Annotated in this window: 13 protein-coding genes; 3 read left to right on the top strand and 10 right to left on the bottom strand. The window is 68.0% G+C overall.

What is annotated here, in order from left to right; all coding sequences use genetic code 11:
- The first annotated feature begins 5 nt into the window (after nt 1–5).
- From zwf to pgl, 3 genes are read left to right on the top strand one after another with little or no spacing between them, the layout of a single operon-like run.
- A complete protein-coding gene (gene zwf / locus P6897_RS06305; protein WP_269266572.1) occupies nt 6–1,553 on the top strand; it encodes a glucose-6-phosphate dehydrogenase in 1,548 nt (515 codons plus the stop codon).
- Nucleotides 1,550–2,491, top strand: coding sequence for a glucose-6-phosphate dehydrogenase assembly protein OpcA (locus P6897_RS06300; protein WP_112614032.1), 942 nt, complete (start codon nt 1,550–1,552; stop codon nt 2,489–2,491). Before zwf ends, P6897_RS06300 begins: the two co-directional genes overlap by 4 nt.
- Before the next feature lies 1 nt (nt 2,492).
- Nucleotides 2,493–3,266, top strand: coding sequence for a 6-phosphogluconolactonase (pgl, locus tag P6897_RS06295; protein WP_282502393.1), 774 nt, complete (start codon nt 2,493–2,495; stop codon nt 3,264–3,266).
- Nucleotides 3,267–3,337: 71 nt separating this feature from the next.
- Here the strand turns inward: pgl and P6897_RS06290 are convergent, their stop codons facing one another.
- The 10 genes from P6897_RS06290 to uvrA all read right to left on the bottom strand — a co-directional run bounded on the left by P6897_RS06290 (nt 3,338) and on the right by uvrA (nt 14,688).
- Nucleotides 3,338–3,694, bottom strand: a complete 357-nt coding sequence (locus P6897_RS06290; RefSeq protein ID WP_112614028.1) for an RNA polymerase-binding protein RbpA — start codon at nt 3,692–3,694, stop codon at nt 3,338–3,340.
- Nucleotides 3,694–3,942: a preprotein translocase subunit SecG gene (gene secG, locus P6897_RS06285; protein ID WP_036304945.1), complete on the bottom strand. Its 249-nt coding sequence runs from the start codon at nt 3,940–3,942 to the stop codon at nt 3,694–3,696. The genes P6897_RS06290 and secG overlap by 1 nt, the downstream gene beginning before the upstream one ends.
- A gap of 114 nt (nt 3,943–4,056) precedes the next feature.
- A complete protein-coding gene (tpiA, locus tag P6897_RS06280) occupies nt 4,057–4,845 on the bottom strand; it encodes a triose-phosphate isomerase (protein ID WP_114587882.1) in 789 nt (262 codons plus the stop codon).
- Complete coding sequence (locus tag P6897_RS06275; RefSeq protein ID WP_112614024.1) at nt 4,836–6,050, bottom strand: phosphoglycerate kinase; 1,215 nt, start codon at nt 6,048–6,050, stop codon at nt 4,836–4,838. The genes tpiA and P6897_RS06275 overlap by 10 nt, the downstream gene beginning before the upstream one ends.
- A gap of 5 nt (nt 6,051–6,055) precedes the next feature.
- Nucleotides 6,056–7,060, bottom strand: coding sequence for a type I glyceraldehyde-3-phosphate dehydrogenase (gene gap / locus P6897_RS06270; protein ID WP_094261864.1), 1,005 nt, complete (start codon nt 7,058–7,060; stop codon nt 6,056–6,058).
- 137 nt (nt 7,061–7,197) lie between these two features.
- The gene (locus P6897_RS06265; RefSeq protein ID WP_023951473.1) at nt 7,198–7,818 is read right to left on the bottom strand and encodes a Fe-Mn family superoxide dismutase; all 621 of its coding nucleotides are present in this window, start codon (nt 7,816–7,818) and stop codon (nt 7,198–7,200) included.
- A gap of 156 nt (nt 7,819–7,974) precedes the next feature.
- A complete protein-coding gene (whiA, locus tag P6897_RS06260) occupies nt 7,975–8,952 on the bottom strand; it encodes a DNA-binding protein WhiA (RefSeq protein ID WP_023951475.1) in 978 nt (325 codons plus the stop codon).
- 41 nt (nt 8,953–8,993) lie between these two features.
- Nucleotides 8,994–9,824, bottom strand: coding sequence for an RNase adapter RapZ (gene rapZ, locus P6897_RS06255; protein ID WP_282502563.1), 831 nt, complete (start codon nt 9,822–9,824; stop codon nt 8,994–8,996).
- A 78-nt stretch (nt 9,825–9,902) separates the two neighbouring features.
- Nucleotides 9,903–11,801 (bottom strand): excinuclease ABC subunit UvrC, encoded by a 1,899-nt coding sequence (gene uvrC / locus P6897_RS06250; protein WP_274177654.1) that lies wholly within the window; start codon nt 11,799–11,801, stop codon nt 9,903–9,905.
- Nucleotide 11,802: 1 nt separating this feature from the next.
- A complete protein-coding gene (uvrA, locus tag P6897_RS06245) occupies nt 11,803–14,688 on the bottom strand; it encodes an excinuclease ABC subunit UvrA (protein WP_112614020.1) in 2,886 nt (961 codons plus the stop codon).
- Nucleotides 14,689–14,737: the final 49 nt, after the last annotated feature.

Below are 14,737 nucleotides of genomic sequence, written 5' to 3'. Positions count from 1 at the left end.
CTCCCATGACCGTGGAGATCTCGCGCGCCCACAACCCCCTGCGCGATCCCGACGACCGCCGCTTGAACCGCATCGCAGGGCCCAGCGCTCTCGTGATCTTCGGCGTCACCGGCGACCTGTCGCGCAAGAAACTCATGCCCGCCGTCTACGACCTCGCCAACCGCGGGTTGCTGCCCCCCGGGTTCGCCCTCGTGGGCTTCGCCCGACGCGATTGGGAGGACCAGGACTTCGCGGAGGTCGTGCACTCGGCGGTGAAACAGTACGCGCGCACGCCGTTCCGCGAAGAGACCTGGAAGCAGCTCCTCCAGGGCATCCGCTTCGTCTCCGGCGAGTTCGGCGACGCCGATGCTTTCCGTCGGCTCCGCGAGACGGTCGAGAAGCTCGATGTCGATCGCGGGACGATGGGGAACCACGCGTTCTACCTGTCGATCCCGCCGAAGGACTTCCCGATCGTCGCGAAGCAGCTCAAGGACTCCGGCCTGGTCGACGAGCACGCGGATGCCGACACCTGGCGCCGCGTGGTCATCGAGAAGCCGTTCGGCAGCGACCTGAAGACGGCCCGCGAACTCAACGAGGCGCTCGAGGTGGCCTTCCCGGCCGACTCGATCTTCCGGATCGACCACTACCTCGGCAAGGAGACGGTGCAGAACATCCTCGCACTGCGCTTCGCGAACGAGCTGTTCGAGCCGATCTGGAATGCGAACTACGTCGACCACGTGCAGATCACGATGGCCGAAGACATCGGCGTCGGCGGGCGTGCGGGATACTACGACGGCATCGGCGCGGCCCGCGACGTCATCCAGAACCACCTTCTCCAGCTCCTCGCCCTCACCGCGATGGAAGAGCCCATCTCGATGGAGGCGGGCCACCTGCGGGCCGAGAAGGAGAAGGTGCTCGCCGCTGTCCAGCTGCCGGCCGATCTCTCGACCGCGACCGCCCGCGGACAGTACGCCGGCGGGTGGCAGGGCGGCGAAGAGGTCACCGGCTTCCTCGACGAGGACGGGATGAATCCCGAGTCGACGACCGAGACCTACGCCGCCATCAAGGTCGACATCGCCACGCGCCGCTGGGCAGGTGTGCCGTTCTACCTCCGGACGGGCAAGCGCCTGGGCCGCCGCGTGACCGAGATCGCGGTCGTGTTCAAGCGGGCCCCGCAGCATCTGTTCCTGCGCAATCAGACGACGGAGCTCGGCCAGAACGCCCTGGTGATTCGCGTCCAACCCGACGAGGGCGTCACGATCCGATTCGGCTCCAAGGTGCCGGGGGCCGCCACCGAGGTCCGCGACGTCACGATGGACTTCGGCTACGGCCATGCGTTCACCGAATCCAGCCCCGAGGCATACGAGCGGCTCATCCTCGATGTCCTCCTGGGCGATCCGCCGCTCTTCCCGCGGCACGAGGAGGTCGAGCTCTCGTGGCGCATCCTCGACCCCGTCGAGGAGTTCTGGGCAAAGCAGGGCGGTCCGCTCGAGCAGTACGCGCCCGGCTCCTGGGGCCCCACTTCCGCAGATGAACTGCTGGCCCGCGACGGCCGCGTCTGGAGGCGTCCATGATCGTCGATCTGCCCGACACGACCGTGTCGAAGATCGCCCGCGAACTCGTCAACGTGCGCGAGGAGGGCGGTGCCGTCGCCCTCGGACGCGTCCTCACACTCGTCATCGCGACGTCGCACGGGCTCGAAGAAGACGCGATCGAGGCGGCCAACGACGCCTCGCGCGAGCACCCGATGCGCGTGATCGTGCTGATCACCGATGCGAAGGGCGAATCGAAGCTCGACGCGCAGATCCGGGTCGGCGGCGACGCCGGTGCAAGCGAGGTCGTGGTCCTGCGCGCCAGCGGTGGCGCAGCGAGCAACGACGAGGCTCTCATCACGGGCCTCCTGCTGCCCGACGCGCCTGTTGTGGCCTGGTGGCCCGACCACCCGCCCGCAGACCCGTCGCAGTCCCCCATCGGCCGCATCGCGCAGCGCCGGATCACCGACGCCGCCACGCTGCCCTACGACAGTGGACGGCTCGCCGCGCTGGGCGACGGCTACGCGCCCGGAGACACCGATCTGGCGTGGACACGCCTGACGCACTGGCGCGAGCAGCTCGCGGCCGTCCTCGACCAGCCTCCCTACGAGCCGGTGACCGAGGTCGAGGTCGTCGGCAGCGGCAGCTCGCCGTCGACAGGACTGCTCGCCGCCTGGCTGTGCTTGATGCTCGATGTACCGGTGAACTGGCAGTACGCTCCCCGCGACGAGTGGGAGCACGGCATCCGCAGTGTCCGCCTCAAGCGGCCGAGCGGTGACGTCCTGCTCGAGCGCACGACGACCGTCGACGCGACGCTGACCCAGCCGGGCCAGCCGTCGCACGATCTCGTCCTCCCCCGTCGGACGCTCCGCGAATGCCTCGCGGAAGAGCTCCGACGCCTCGGGCCCGACGTCCTGTACGGCCGGGTCATCACGGACGGCTGGGCGCGGCTCCACCGCTCGCCTGCCGGAGACGCCTGAGATGCCGACCGCTGAGAAGCGCGTCGTCATCAGCCCCGACGTCGAGACCCTCACCGGCTCGATCGCGGCACGTTTCCTCGATCGCGTGGCGAAGTGGGGAACGGACGGAAGAACCGTCAACGTCGGTCTCGCGGGCGGCGGCATCATGACGGATGTGCTCGAGCGGCTCGGGTCCCACCCCGAGCGCGACACTGTCGACTGGTCGCGCGTGCACTTCTGGTGGGTCGACGAGCGCTTCGTCGCCCGCGACAGCGAGGATCGGAACGAGGCGGTCGCACGTCGCGCCTTCCTCGACGCGATCGAGCTGCCGACATCGAACGTGCATCCCATCGCTGCGTCAGACGAGGCGCCGGATGCCGAAGCCGCCGCCAGCGCGTACGCCGCCGAGCTCGCTACGGCGGGCATCGACGGCGCGGCCTGGCCCGTCTTCGACATCTGCTTCCTGGGCGTCGGCCCCGACGGCCACATCGCCTCGCTGTTCCCGGACCGCGGCGAGATCCGCATTACCGACAGCGCGGTCTCAGCCGTCCACGACTCCCCGAAGCCCCCGGCCGAGCGCGTGACGCTCACTCGGCCGGTGATCAACGCGTCGAAGCGGGTATGGATGGTGCTCGCCGGTCCGGACAAGTCAGCCGCGCTCGGGCTCGCGCTTGCGGGTGCCAGCTACCACAGCGTGCCGGCAGCCGGTGCGAAGGGCACCCGTCGCACCATTCTCTTCACGGATGAAGCGACCGCCGCGCAGGTTCCGCCGGAGCTCATCGACGACGAGTACTGACTCGCGCGCACATACGAAGAGAGCGGATGCCGTGGCATCCGCTCTCTTCGTATGTTGCGACGTGTGCCGCGTCAGTTCAGTCCGCGGCGTTCGCGAAGCTGCTGCAGCGCTTCGTCGAGCAGCTGCTCGGCCTCTTCGTCCGAGCGGCGCTCCTTCACGTAGGCGAGGTGCGTCTTGTACGGCTCGGTCTTGGCGACGGCAGGCGGATTCGCCTTGTCGCGACCGGCCGGCAGCCCCGAGTGGGGCGAGTCGATGGTCTCGGGGATCTCTTCGTCCGCGATGCCGGCGGCGAAGTAGCGCACCGTCTCGTTGCCGAGAGCGTCCCAGTACGAGATCGCAACGCGATCAGCGTGGTGTCCGTGGTCCTGCTCGCCCATGGGGCCCGCACCCACGCGGGTGCCGCGAATGGCGTTTCCTCCGGTGGCCATCAGAGCACCGTGAACTTCGTGATGAGGCCGAGGGCGACGATGGAGAGGAACCATGCCAGCGCGAGCACGATCGTGAAGCGGTTGAGGTTGCGCTCCGCGAGGCCCGATGAGCCCATGGCGGAACTCATCCCGCCGCCGAACATGTCGGACAGGCCGCCGCCGCGCCCCTTGTGGAGCAGGATCAGCAACGTCAGGAGCAGGCTGGTGATGCCCAGAAGCACCTGCAGCACGAACTCGAGGATCTGCACGGTGGTCGTCACCTTTCCGGCGATCGTTCCGATCGCACGAGGGTCAAGTATATCCAGCAGCCGCACGGATACGCGTACGGCCCGGCGACCGGTGGGTCGCCGGGCCGTACGACGTCACACGCCGACGTGCTTCTGGTAGCGGATGATCGCGGCGAACTCGTCTGCGACGAGGCTCGCGCCTCCGACGAGAGCGCCGTCGACATCGGGCTCGCGCATGAAACCGGCGATGTTGGCCGACTTCACCGATCCCCCGTAGAGGATGCGGGTGCGCGCAGCCGCATCGGCGCCGAGCACGGAGCCGACGACCTCACGGAGCTTCGCGCACACGTCCTGCGCCTGCTGCGGGGTCGCAGCCTGGCCCGACCCGATGGCCCACACCGGCTCGTAAGCCACGACGATGTCGGCATCCGCCGCCACGCCTGCGAGGGCCGCCTCGAGCTGCGCCACCGGAACAGCCGACGCGCCGTGCTTTTCCAGGTCTTCCGCCGTCTCACCGACGCAGATGACCGGCGACAGACCGTGACGGAGGGCCGCCTGGACCTTGGCCGCGACGACCTCATCGGTCTCGGCGTGGTACTCACGACGCTCCGAGTGCCCGATGATCACGTACCGGCAGTCGAGCTGCTTGAGGAACGCTCCCGAGATCTCGCCGGTGTATGCGCCGGAGTCCTTCGTGGAAAGATCCTGGGCACCGAGAGCGAAAGCGATCTTGTCGGCGTCGAGCAGCGTCTGCACCGTACGCAGATCGGTGAAGGGCGGGAAGACCGCCACCTCGACGGAGTCATCCTCGTGCTTGGCGTCCTTCAGCGTCCAGTGCAGCTTCTGCACGAACGCCACCGCCTGCAGGTGGTCGAGGTTCATCTTCCAGTTGCCCGCGATGAGGGGCATACGGTTCATGCCCATCCGAGCACCTCCAGACCGGGCAGCTTCTTGCCCTCCAGGAATTCCAGCGACGCACCGCCGCCGGTCGAGATGTGACCGAACGACGAGTCGGCGAACCCGAGCTGCCGCACCGCGGCCGCCGAATCTCCGCCGCCGACGACGGACAGCCCGTCGACCTCGGTGAGCGCCTGAGCCACGGCTCGCGTGCCTGCCGCGAACGCGGGCATCTCGAACACGCCCATCGGGCCGTTCCAGAACACGGTGCGCGAGCTGCGGATCGCGTCGGCGAACAGCTCTGCGCTTTTCGGGCCGATGTCGAGGCCCATGCCGTCGGCACCGAACGGGGTGTCCTCCAGAGCATCGGCCGCCGCGACCACGTGATCGGCGTCCGCCGCGAAGCCGGAAGCCATGACCGCGTCGACGGGGAGCACGAGTTCGACGCCGCGCTCCTTCGCCGTGGCGATGTAGCCCTTCACCGTCTCGAGCTGGTCGCTCTCGAGCAGGCTCTTGCCGACCTTGTGTCCGAGCGCGGCGAGGAAGGTGAACAGCATCCCCCCGCCGACGAGGATCTTGTCGGCGCGCGGAAGCAGGTGCTCGATGACACCCAGCTTGTCGCTCACCTTCGACCCGCCGAGCACCACGGCGTACGGACGCTCGGGGTTCTCGGTGAGGCGGTCGAGGACGTCGACCTCCTTCTCGATGAGGAAGCCGGCCGCCGACGGCAGGATCTCCGCGAGGTCGTAGACCGAGGCCTGCTTGCGGTGCACGACACCGAAGCCGTCGGAAACGAGCACATCGCCGAGCGCGGCGAGCTGCTCGGCGAACGCGCGACGCTCGGTCTCGTCCTTCGCCGTCTCGCCCGCGTTGAAGCGGAGGTTCTCGATCACTGCGACGTCACCGTCGCCGAGCGACGAGACGACCTGCTGCGCCGACTCGCCCACCGTGTCGCCGGCGAAGGCGACGGGCTTGCCGAGCAGCTCCGACAGACGCTGTGCGACGGGTTCGAGCGAGTACTTGGGGTCGGGGGAACCGTCGGGACGTCCCAGGTGCGAGCACGCGATGACGCGAGCTCCCTGGCCGATGAGGTGGTCGATGGTGGGCAGTGCCGCACGCACACGGCCATCGTCCGTGATGACTCCGTCCTTCAGGGGGACGTTGAAGTCAACACGGACGATGACGCGCTTTCCTGCGAGCGGGCCCAGCGAATCGAGGGTTCGCAGAGCCATGGTCGTCAGAGCTTGCTGGCGACGAGCTCGGTGAGGTCGACGAGGCGGTTGGAGTAACCCCACTCGTTGTCGTACCAGCCGACGACCTTGACCTGGTTGCCGATGACGCGGGTCAGGCCGGCGTCGAAGATGCAGGAGTGGTCGTCGGTGACGATGTCGCTCGAGACGATCTCGTCCTCGGTGTACTTCAGGATGCCCTTGAGCGGACCCTCGGCAGCAGCCTTGTACGCAGCCTTGATCTCCTCGACCGTGACCTCGCGCTCGAGCTCGACCGTGAGGTCGGTCGCCGAACCGGTGGGAACGGGCACGCGAAGAGCGAAGCCGTCGAGCTTGCCCTTCAGCTCGGGGAGGACGAGGCCGATGGCCTTGGCCGCGCCCGTCGAGGTGGGGACGATGTTGAGGGCGGCGGCGCGGGCACGGCGGAGGTCGCTGTGCGGGCCGTCCTGCAGGTTTTGGTCGGCCGTGTAGGCGTGGACCGTCGTCATGAGGCCCTTGACGATGCCGAACTCGTCGTTCAGGACCTTCGCCAGCGGCGCGAGGCAGTTCGTGGTGCACGACGCGTTCGAGATGACGTTGTGGTTCTCGGGGTCGTACAGGTCCTCGTTCGCGCCGATGACGAACGTGCCGTCCTCGCCCTTCGCGGGAGCCGAGATGAGAACCTTCTTGGCGCCGCCCGCGATGTGCTTCTTGGCGTCCTCGGCGTTGGTGAAACGACCGGTCGACTCGATGACGATGTCGACGCCCAGCTCGCCCCAGGGGAGGTTGGCGGGGTCGCGCTCTTCGAAGACCTTGATGGTCTTGCCGCCGACCGTGATCGAGTCCTCCGAGTACGTGACCTCGGCGTCCAGGCGACCCAGGATCGAGTCGTACTTGAGCAGGTGGGCGAGAGTCTTGTTGTCGGTGAGGTCGTTCACCGCCACGATCTCGAGGTCCGCGCCCTGAGCGAGGGCGGCGCGGAGGTAGTTGCGTCCGATGCGGCCGAAGCCGTTGATGCCGATCTTGACAGACACGATGTCTCCCGTTTCTTGTCGCGCCGGAAAAGCCCGTGCTGGCTGACCGAAACGCGATCTGATGAAAAAGAAGAGGATGCCGGGTTCGGCTCCCGTTGCCGGGAGGAGCCCGGCATCCTCACCTGTTTATGACCCTACTACGCGAGCAGGCCGGCCGTCTTCTCCCGAGCCGTCACAAAGCGCTCGGCGACGTTCTGCCAGTTCGCGATGTTCCACGCCGCCTTGACGTAGTCCGCCTTGACGTTGAGGTAGTCGAGGTAGAAGGCGTGCTCCCACATGTCGAGCTGGAAGATGGGGATGGTTCCCTGGGCGGTGTTCGACTGCTGGTCGAACAGCTGCTGGATGATCAGCTGTGCGCCGATCGGGTCCCAGCTGAGCACGGCCCAGCCGGAGCCCTGGATGCCGGTGGCGGCAGCCGTGAAGTGCGCCTGGAACTTGTCGAATCCGCCGAAGAACTCGTCGATCGCCGCGCGGAGCTCGCCCTCGGGCTCGCCGCCGCCCTCGGGCGAGAGGTTCGTCCAGAAGATGGAGTGGTTGACGTGCCCGCCGAGGTTGAACGCGAGGTCCTTCTCGAGCTTGTTGACGTTCGCGAGGTTGCCGGTCTCACGGGCCTCCGCGAGCTGCTCGAGAGCGGTGTTGGCGCCGTTCACGTACGTCTGGTGGTGCTTGGAGTGATGAAGCTCCATGATCTTGCCGCTGATGTGCGGCTCGAGTGCCGCGTAATCGTAGGGGAGCTCGGGAAGGGTGTACTTCGTCATTCTCTATCTCCTGTCAGCACCGCGCAGCGCGCGGCTCGTGCTGTCGAAGGCGCGCGACCGCACGCCTCGTGGACGTTTCTCATCCTATTGAGGGGCAACGCGTCGCACACCCCGTTGCTTCCCGCTCGGAACGCGGTGTAACGCGGGCGTGGTCGCTCAGTCGGAGAGTCCCGCGGGAACCGCCGACTCGGTGTCGGGCAGTCCTTCAGCGGCGGCCTTCTTGTCGGCCATCGCGAGAAGGCGGCGGATGCGGCCCGCGACAGCGTCCTTCGTCAGCGGCGGGTCGGCGTGATGACCGAGCTCATCGAGGCTCGCGTCGCGGTGTGCCAGACGGAGATCGCCGGCCTGCTTGAGGTGGTCGGGCACCTCGTCCCCCAGGATCTCGAGGGCTCGCTCGACGCGCGCGCAGGCCGCGACGGCCGCCTGGGCCGAACGACGCAGGTTCGCGTCGTCGAAGTTCACGAGGCGGTTCACGCCCGCGCGCACCTCGCGGCGCTGCCGCATCTGGTCCCACGTGTCGGCCGTGCGGGTGGCGCCCATCTCGGCGAGGGTCTGCCGAATCGCCTCGCCGTCGCGGACGACCACACGCGGGATGCCGCGGACCTCGCGCGCCTTGGCCGCGATGCCCAGACGGTGAGCCGCGCCGACGAGGGCCATGGCGGCCTCGGGAGAGGGGCAGGAGATCTCGAGAGCGGCCGAACGTCCCGGGTCGGACAGTGAACCGGCAGCGAGGAAAGCACCGCGCCACAGGGCGGCCAGGTCGGGACGCGATCCGGTCGTGAGCCTGTTGGGAAGGCCGCGCACCGGGCGGCGCCGCTGGTCGAGAAGGCCGGTCTGACGTGCGAGGGTCTCGCCTCCCTCGCGAACGCGGACGGCGAACGTCGCGCCGTCGCGGCCGCCGGACGCCTGGATGCGGGCGAGCTCGGGCCGCACGCCGTAGATCTCGACGAGTTCGCGCGCCACGCGGCGGGCGAGGATCTCCGAGTCGACCTCGGCCTCGACGGCCACTCGGCCCGCGATCGAGTGCAGACCGCCCGCGAAGCGCAGGATCGCGGTCACCTCGGCCACACGGGCGGCGGGTCGAGGGTCGCGCATCGCAGCCAACTCGGTCTTGACGTCAGCGGTCAGCGGCACGGCGCTCCTTCGGGAGGGGGTTCGGGGGACGAAGGGATAGCCTACTCGCGACCGAGGTCGCGGTGCTTGAGTCGCACCGCCACGCCGGGCAGCCCCGACAGCCGCTGCGCGAGTTCTCGAGCCGTGACGACGGAGCGGTGCTTGCCTCCCGTGCATCCGACGGCGACCACGGAATGGCGCTTGTTCTCGTCCTGGTAACCGCGCAGCACGGGGGCCAGCGCCGCAGCGTAGGCGTCGATGAATTCGCGTGCGTTGTCGTGCGAAAGGACCTCTTCGCGGACGGCGTCGTCTTCGCCGGTGAGCGCCTTGAGGTCGGGGTTCCAGAACGGGTTCGGCAGGAATCGCATGTCGGCCACGAGGTCGGCGTCCGGCGGCAGGCCGTACTTGAAGCCGAAGCTCATGACGGTGACGGTGTGGCGAGCCGCACCGTCGTCGGCGAACAGGTCACCGATGTAAGTCGCCAGCTGATGGATGTTGTCGCGGGAGGTGTCGACGATCACGTCGGCACTCTCGCGAATCGGGGCGAGGCGTTCGCGCTCGCGGCGGATGCCGTCGACGAGTGTGCCGTCGCCCTGGAGAGGGTGCGGGCGACGCACCGACTCGAACCGGCGCACGAGCACTTCGTCGGCGGCATCCAGGAACAGGATCCGGAGGGCCCGCCCGTGCCGAAGCGCACGCGTGATCTCGGGCAGTGCGGCGAAGAGCTCACCGCCGCGGACGTCGACGACCGCCGCGACTCGCGGCAACGCATTCCCCGCCAGCTCGCTGAGCTCGAGCAGCGGACGCAGCATCTGGGGCGGCAGATTGTCGACGACATACCACCCGAGGTCTTCCAGGGCGTTCGCGGCCGTGGTGCGGCCGGCACCGGACATGCCCGTGACGATGAGAATCTCGCCCGCGGGCACCTCGTCGGTCACCGTCACCACCCCTGTCTGTCGCCGACGTCCAGCCTATCCGTCCGCGAGATGGCGATGGATCGCCTCGGCCAGTCGAGGGCCGATGCCCGGCAGCTCCTGGATCTCCTCCGGCGTCGCCTGCTTGAGCTTGGAGACCGAGCCGAAGTGCCGGAGCAGAGCCTTGATCCGGGCCGCTCCGAGGCCCGGTACCTCGGAGAGGACCGAGGTGATGTCGCGCTTTCGCCGCTTGCGCTGGTGGACGATCGCGAATCGATGGGCTTCGTCTCGCAGCCGCTGAAGGAGATACAGCGACTCGGACGTGCGCGGGAGGATGACGGGGTACTCCTCCCCCGGCAGCCAGATCTCCTCGAGCCGTTTGGCGATGCCGCAGAGAGCGATCTCGCTGTGTCCGGCGTCGGCGAGGGCTCGCGCTGCCGCTTCGACCTGAGGCTTGCCGCCGTCGACGACGAGCAGCTGCGGACGATAGGCGAAACGCGGGCGCTTGCGTGCCGTCACGACCTCGCCGTCGGCGGTTGCGTCGGGAACCGGCTCATCGTCCTCGTCGGGTCGGTCGAGGTAGGCGAGGCGGCGCGTCAGCACCTGGTACATCGAGTCGGTGTCGTCCGTCGTCTCGTTGACGCCGAAGATCCGGTACTGGTCCTTGCGGGGAAGCCCATCCTCGAAGACCACGAGAGACGCGACGACGTTGGTGCCCGACAGGTGCGAGACGTCGTAGCACTCGATCCGCAACGGAGCCTCCTCGAGGCCGAGGGCCTCCTGGAGGTCGGTCAACGCCTGGCTGCGCGCGACGTAGTCGCTCGTGCGACGGGTCTTGTGAAGCATGAGCGCCTGCTGCGCGTTGATGTTGGCGGTCTTCATCAGATCCGCCTTGCGTCCGCGCTGCGCGACCTGCACGGTGACGCGCTTGCCGCGGCGAGTCTGCAGCCATTGCTCCAGCTCGCCGGCATCGCCGGGCAGCGTCGGAACGAACACATGCCGAGGGATGTCACCTGGCGCGGCATCCCCGTACGTCCGCTGGAGCACCTGATCGACCAGATCGGCCCCGGAGATGTCGATCTCCTTCTCGATCGTCGTCGCCCGCACACCGCGAATGCGACCGCCGCGCACGACGAAGTGCTGGACGGCAGCGGCGAGCTCGTCCTCGGCGATGCCGAAGAGGTCGGCATCCATATCGTCCTCGAGCACGAGGGCGCTCTTGTTGAGGACGGCGTCGATCGCCTGCAGCTTGTCGCGGTAGACAGCCGCCGACTCGTAGTCCATCGCCGCGGCCGACTCGCGCATGCGCGTCGTCAGCTCTCGGGCGAACCGCTGATCACCGCCCGACATGAACGCGACGAAGTCATCGACCATCGCGCGGTGCTCTTCGATCGTGACCTTCATCGAGCACGGCCCGCCGCAGCGGCCGATCTGACCGGGGAAGCACGGACGCCCCGAGGCCATCGCCTTCTTGTACGACGAGTCGCTGCACGTGCGGATCGGGAAGACCTTGATCATCAGATCGATGGTCTCGTGCACCGCCCAGACCTTGGGATACGGCCCGAAGTACTTCGCACCGGGAATCCGCCGGTTGCGCGTCACGATCACCCGCGGCGCCTCATCGGCGAGAGTGATGGCCATGAACGGGTAGGACTTGTCGTCGCGGTAGCGGACGTTGAAGGGCGGATCGAACTCCTTGATCCACATGTACTCCAGCTGCAGCGAGTCGACGTCGGTCGCCACGACGGTCCATTCGACCGAGGCCGCGGTGGTGACCATGCGGCGGGTGCGCTCGTGGAGGGTGTGGAGCGGAGCGAAGTAGTTCGACAGCCGGGCCCGGAGGTTCTTCGCCTTGCCGACGTACAGGACCCGCCCTTCCGCGTCGCGGAAGCGGTAGACCCCGGGGTCTGTGGGGATCTCGCCGGCTTTCGGCCGGTACGGAAGGACGTTCGCCACGTCAGCCCGCCTTGCGCGCCGCCGGGGCCCCCAGGATCTCGGCGAGGAACTGACCGGTGTGGCTCTCGGCAACGCCCGCGACCTGCTCGGGCGTACCCGTGGCCACGATCGTGCCGCCGCCGGCACCGCCCTCGGGACCGAGGTCGATGATCCAGTCGGAAGCCTTGATCACGTCGAGGTTGTGCTCGATCGTGATCACGGTGTTGCCCTTGTCGACGAGACCGTTGAGCACCTCGAGCAGCTTGCGGACGTCTTCGAAGTGCAGGCCCGTCGTGGGCTCGTCGAGCACGTAGATGCTGCGGCCGTTCGAGCGGCGCTGCAGCTCCGTGGCGAGCTTGACGCGCTGCGCCTCGCCGCCCGAAAGCGTCGTGGCGGACTGACCGAGCCGGACGTACCCGAGCCCGACGTCCACCAGCGTCTTCAGGTAGCGGTGGATCGCCTGGATCGGCTCGAAGAACTCCGCGGCCTCCGAGATGGGCATCTCGAGGACCTCGGCGATGTTCTTGCCCTTGTAGTGCACAGCGAGCGTGTCGCGGTTGTACCGCTTGCCGTGGCACACCTCGCAGTCGACGTACACGTCGGGCAGGAAGTTCATCTCGATCTTCAGTGTGCCGTCGCCGGAGCACGCCTCGCAGCGACCACCCTTGACGTTGAACGAGAACCGACCCGGCAGGTATCCGCGGACCTTCGCCTCGGGCGTCTCGCTGAACAGGGTGCGGATGCGGTCGAAGACGCCGGTGTAGGTGGCGGGGTTCGATCGCGGGGTGCGGCCGATCGGCGCCTGGTCGACGTGAACCACCTTGTCGAGGTTGTCGAGGCCGGTGACGCGCGTGTGCTTGCCCGCGACGCGGCGTGCACCGTTCAGGCGGGTCGCCAGCACTTCGTACAGGATGCCGTTGACGAGCGTGGACTTGCCCGAGCCGCTGACTCCGGTCACCGAGGTGAGCACACCGAGCGGGAACTCGGCGGTCACGTTCTTGAGGTTGTTGGCCCGGGCGCCGACGACCGTCAGCATCCGCTTCTTGTCGATCTTGCGACGCTTCGTCGGCGTCTCGAGCGACCGGCGTCCCGACAGGTAATCGCCGGTCATGGAGTTCTCGTCGGCCAGCAGAGCGTCGTACGGGCCGGAGTGGACGACGTTTCCGCCTTCGACGCCGGCACGCGGGCCGATGTCGACCACCCAGTCGGCGGCGGCGATCGTCTCTTCGTCGTGCTCGACGACGATGAGCGTGTTGCCGAGGCTCTTCAGCTTCACCAGCGTGTCGATCAGCCGGCGGTTGTCGCGCTGGTGCAGTCCGATCGACGGCTCGTCGAGGACGTAGAGGACCCCGGTGAGGCCCGAACCGATCTGTGTCGCGAGCCGGATGCGCTGTGCCTCGCCACCCGAGAGCGATCCGGCGGCGCGCCCCAGGCTGAGGTAGTTCAGTCCGACCTCGATGAGGAAGTCGAGTCGGGCGCGGATCTCGCGCAGCACCGCTGCCGCGATCTTGGCCTCGCGCTCGGTGAGCTCGAGCTGGTTGAAGTAGGTCTGCGCCTCGGCGAGGCTCAGCCGCGCGACGTCGGCGATGGAATGCTCGTGGACGAGGACCGCGAGCACCTCCGGCTTGAGCCGGTCGCCGTCGCACGCGGGGCACGGGACCTCGCGCAGGTACTCCGCCCAGCGCTGACGCTGCGTGTCCGTCTCGGCCTGGAGATACTGACGTTCGATGTACGGGATGACGCCTTCGAAGCCCGATGCGTAGCGCATCTCGCGCCCGTAACGGTTCTTCCACTTGACCGTCACCTTGTAGTTCTCGCCGCGCAGCACCGCGTCCTGCACCTCCGCCGGCAGTTTGCGCCACGGGGTCTTGAGCGAGAACTTCAGGTCGGATGCGAGCCCTTCGAGCAGCCGCTCGTAGTACTGGAAGAGTCCCTTGCCTTGCGTTGTCCAGGGCAGGAGGACGCCCTCGGCGATCGAGAGCTCCTCGTCGCCCAGCATGAGCTCGGCGTCGACCGACATCCGGGTGCCGAGACCCGAGCACGTCGGGCATGCGCCGAAGGGTGCATTGAACGAGAAGGTGCGCGGCTCGATCTCGGTGAGCTGCAATGCGTGGCCGTTCGGGCAGGCGAGCTTCTCGCTGAAGCTCTGCCACGCCGCGTCGCCCTCTTCGTCGACGAAGTTGATCTTGATGACGCCGCCGGCGAGTGCCAGGGCGGTCTCGACCGAGTCGGTCACGCGCCCGAGCAGATCGGGGCCGGCGACGAGGCGGTCGACGACCACCGCGATGTCGTGCTTGTAGCTCTTCTTGAGCGTCGGCGGCTCGGCCAGCGAGATCACGTCGCCGTCGACGACCGCCCGGGCGTAGCCCTTCGCGCTCAGCTCCTTGAAGAGGTCGACGAACTCGCCCTTCTTCTGCGTCACGACCGGCGCGACCACCTGATAGCGCGTGCGGTCGGGCAGTTCCATGAGCTGGTCGGCGATCTGCTGGACGGTCTGACGCTGGATCCGCTCGCCGCACTCGGGGCAGTGCGGCACACCGATCCGCGCCCACAGGAGGCGCATGTAGTCGTGGATCTCGGTGATCGTGCCGACCGTCGACCGCGGGTTGCGGTTCGTCGACTTCTGATCGATCGAGACGGCGGGGCTCAGGCCCTCGATGAAGTCGACGTCGGGACGATCGACCTGACCGAGGAACTGTCGCGCGTACGCGCTCAGCGACTCGACGTAGCGGCGCTGCCCCTCGGCGAAGATCGTGTCGAAGGCGAGACTCGACTTTCCCGAGCCGGAGAGGCCGGTGAAGACGACGAGACTGTCGCGCGGGATGTCGAGATCCACGTCCTTGAGGTTGTGGACGCGGGCTCCGCGGACGCTGAGTTTCGATGAGGAAGCGACGGGGACGATGGGCACCGCACAAGTCTAGGTCGGGCCTCCGACACCGGCTCCGCGGTTCGCCCTG

This window comes from Microbacterium sp. BDGP8, assembly GCF_029991045.1.
GTDB classification, from domain to species: domain Bacteria; phylum Actinomycetota; class Actinomycetes; order Actinomycetales; family Microbacteriaceae; genus Microbacterium; species Microbacterium plantarum.
The sequence above is the reverse complement of the archived record's forward strand: the minus strand, read 5'-3'. Positions and strand labels throughout refer to the sequence as shown.

Excerpts from the sequence above, each read along its gene's own strand:
- P6897_RS06275 (WP_112614024.1), bottom strand. The coding sequence starts at position 6,050 with ATGGCTCTGCGAACCCTCGATTCGCTGGGCCCGCTCGCAGGAAAGCGC.
- tpiA (WP_114587882.1), bottom strand. The coding sequence starts at position 4,845 with ATGGGCATGAACCGTATGCCCCTCATCGCGGGCAACTGGAAGATGAAC.
- pgl (WP_282502393.1), top strand. The coding sequence starts at position 2,493 with ATGCCGACCGCTGAGAAGCGCGTCGTCATCAGCCCCGACGTCGAGACC.
- P6897_RS06300 (WP_112614032.1), top strand. The coding sequence starts at position 1,550 with ATGATCGTCGATCTGCCCGACACGACCGTGTCGAAGATCGCCCGCGAA.
- rapZ (WP_282502563.1), bottom strand. The coding sequence starts at position 9,824 with ATGTCCGGTGCCGGCCGCACCACGGCCGCGAACGCCCTGGAAGACCTC.
- zwf (WP_269266572.1), top strand. The coding sequence starts at position 6 with ATGACCGTGGAGATCTCGCGCGCCCACAACCCCCTGCGCGATCCCGAC.
- P6897_RS06290 (WP_112614028.1), bottom strand. The coding sequence starts at position 3,694 with ATGGCCACCGGAGGAAACGCCATTCGCGGCACCCGCGTGGGTGCGGGC.
- P6897_RS06265 (WP_023951473.1), bottom strand. The coding sequence starts at position 7,818 with ATGACGAAGTACACCCTTCCCGAGCTCCCCTACGATTACGCGGCACTC.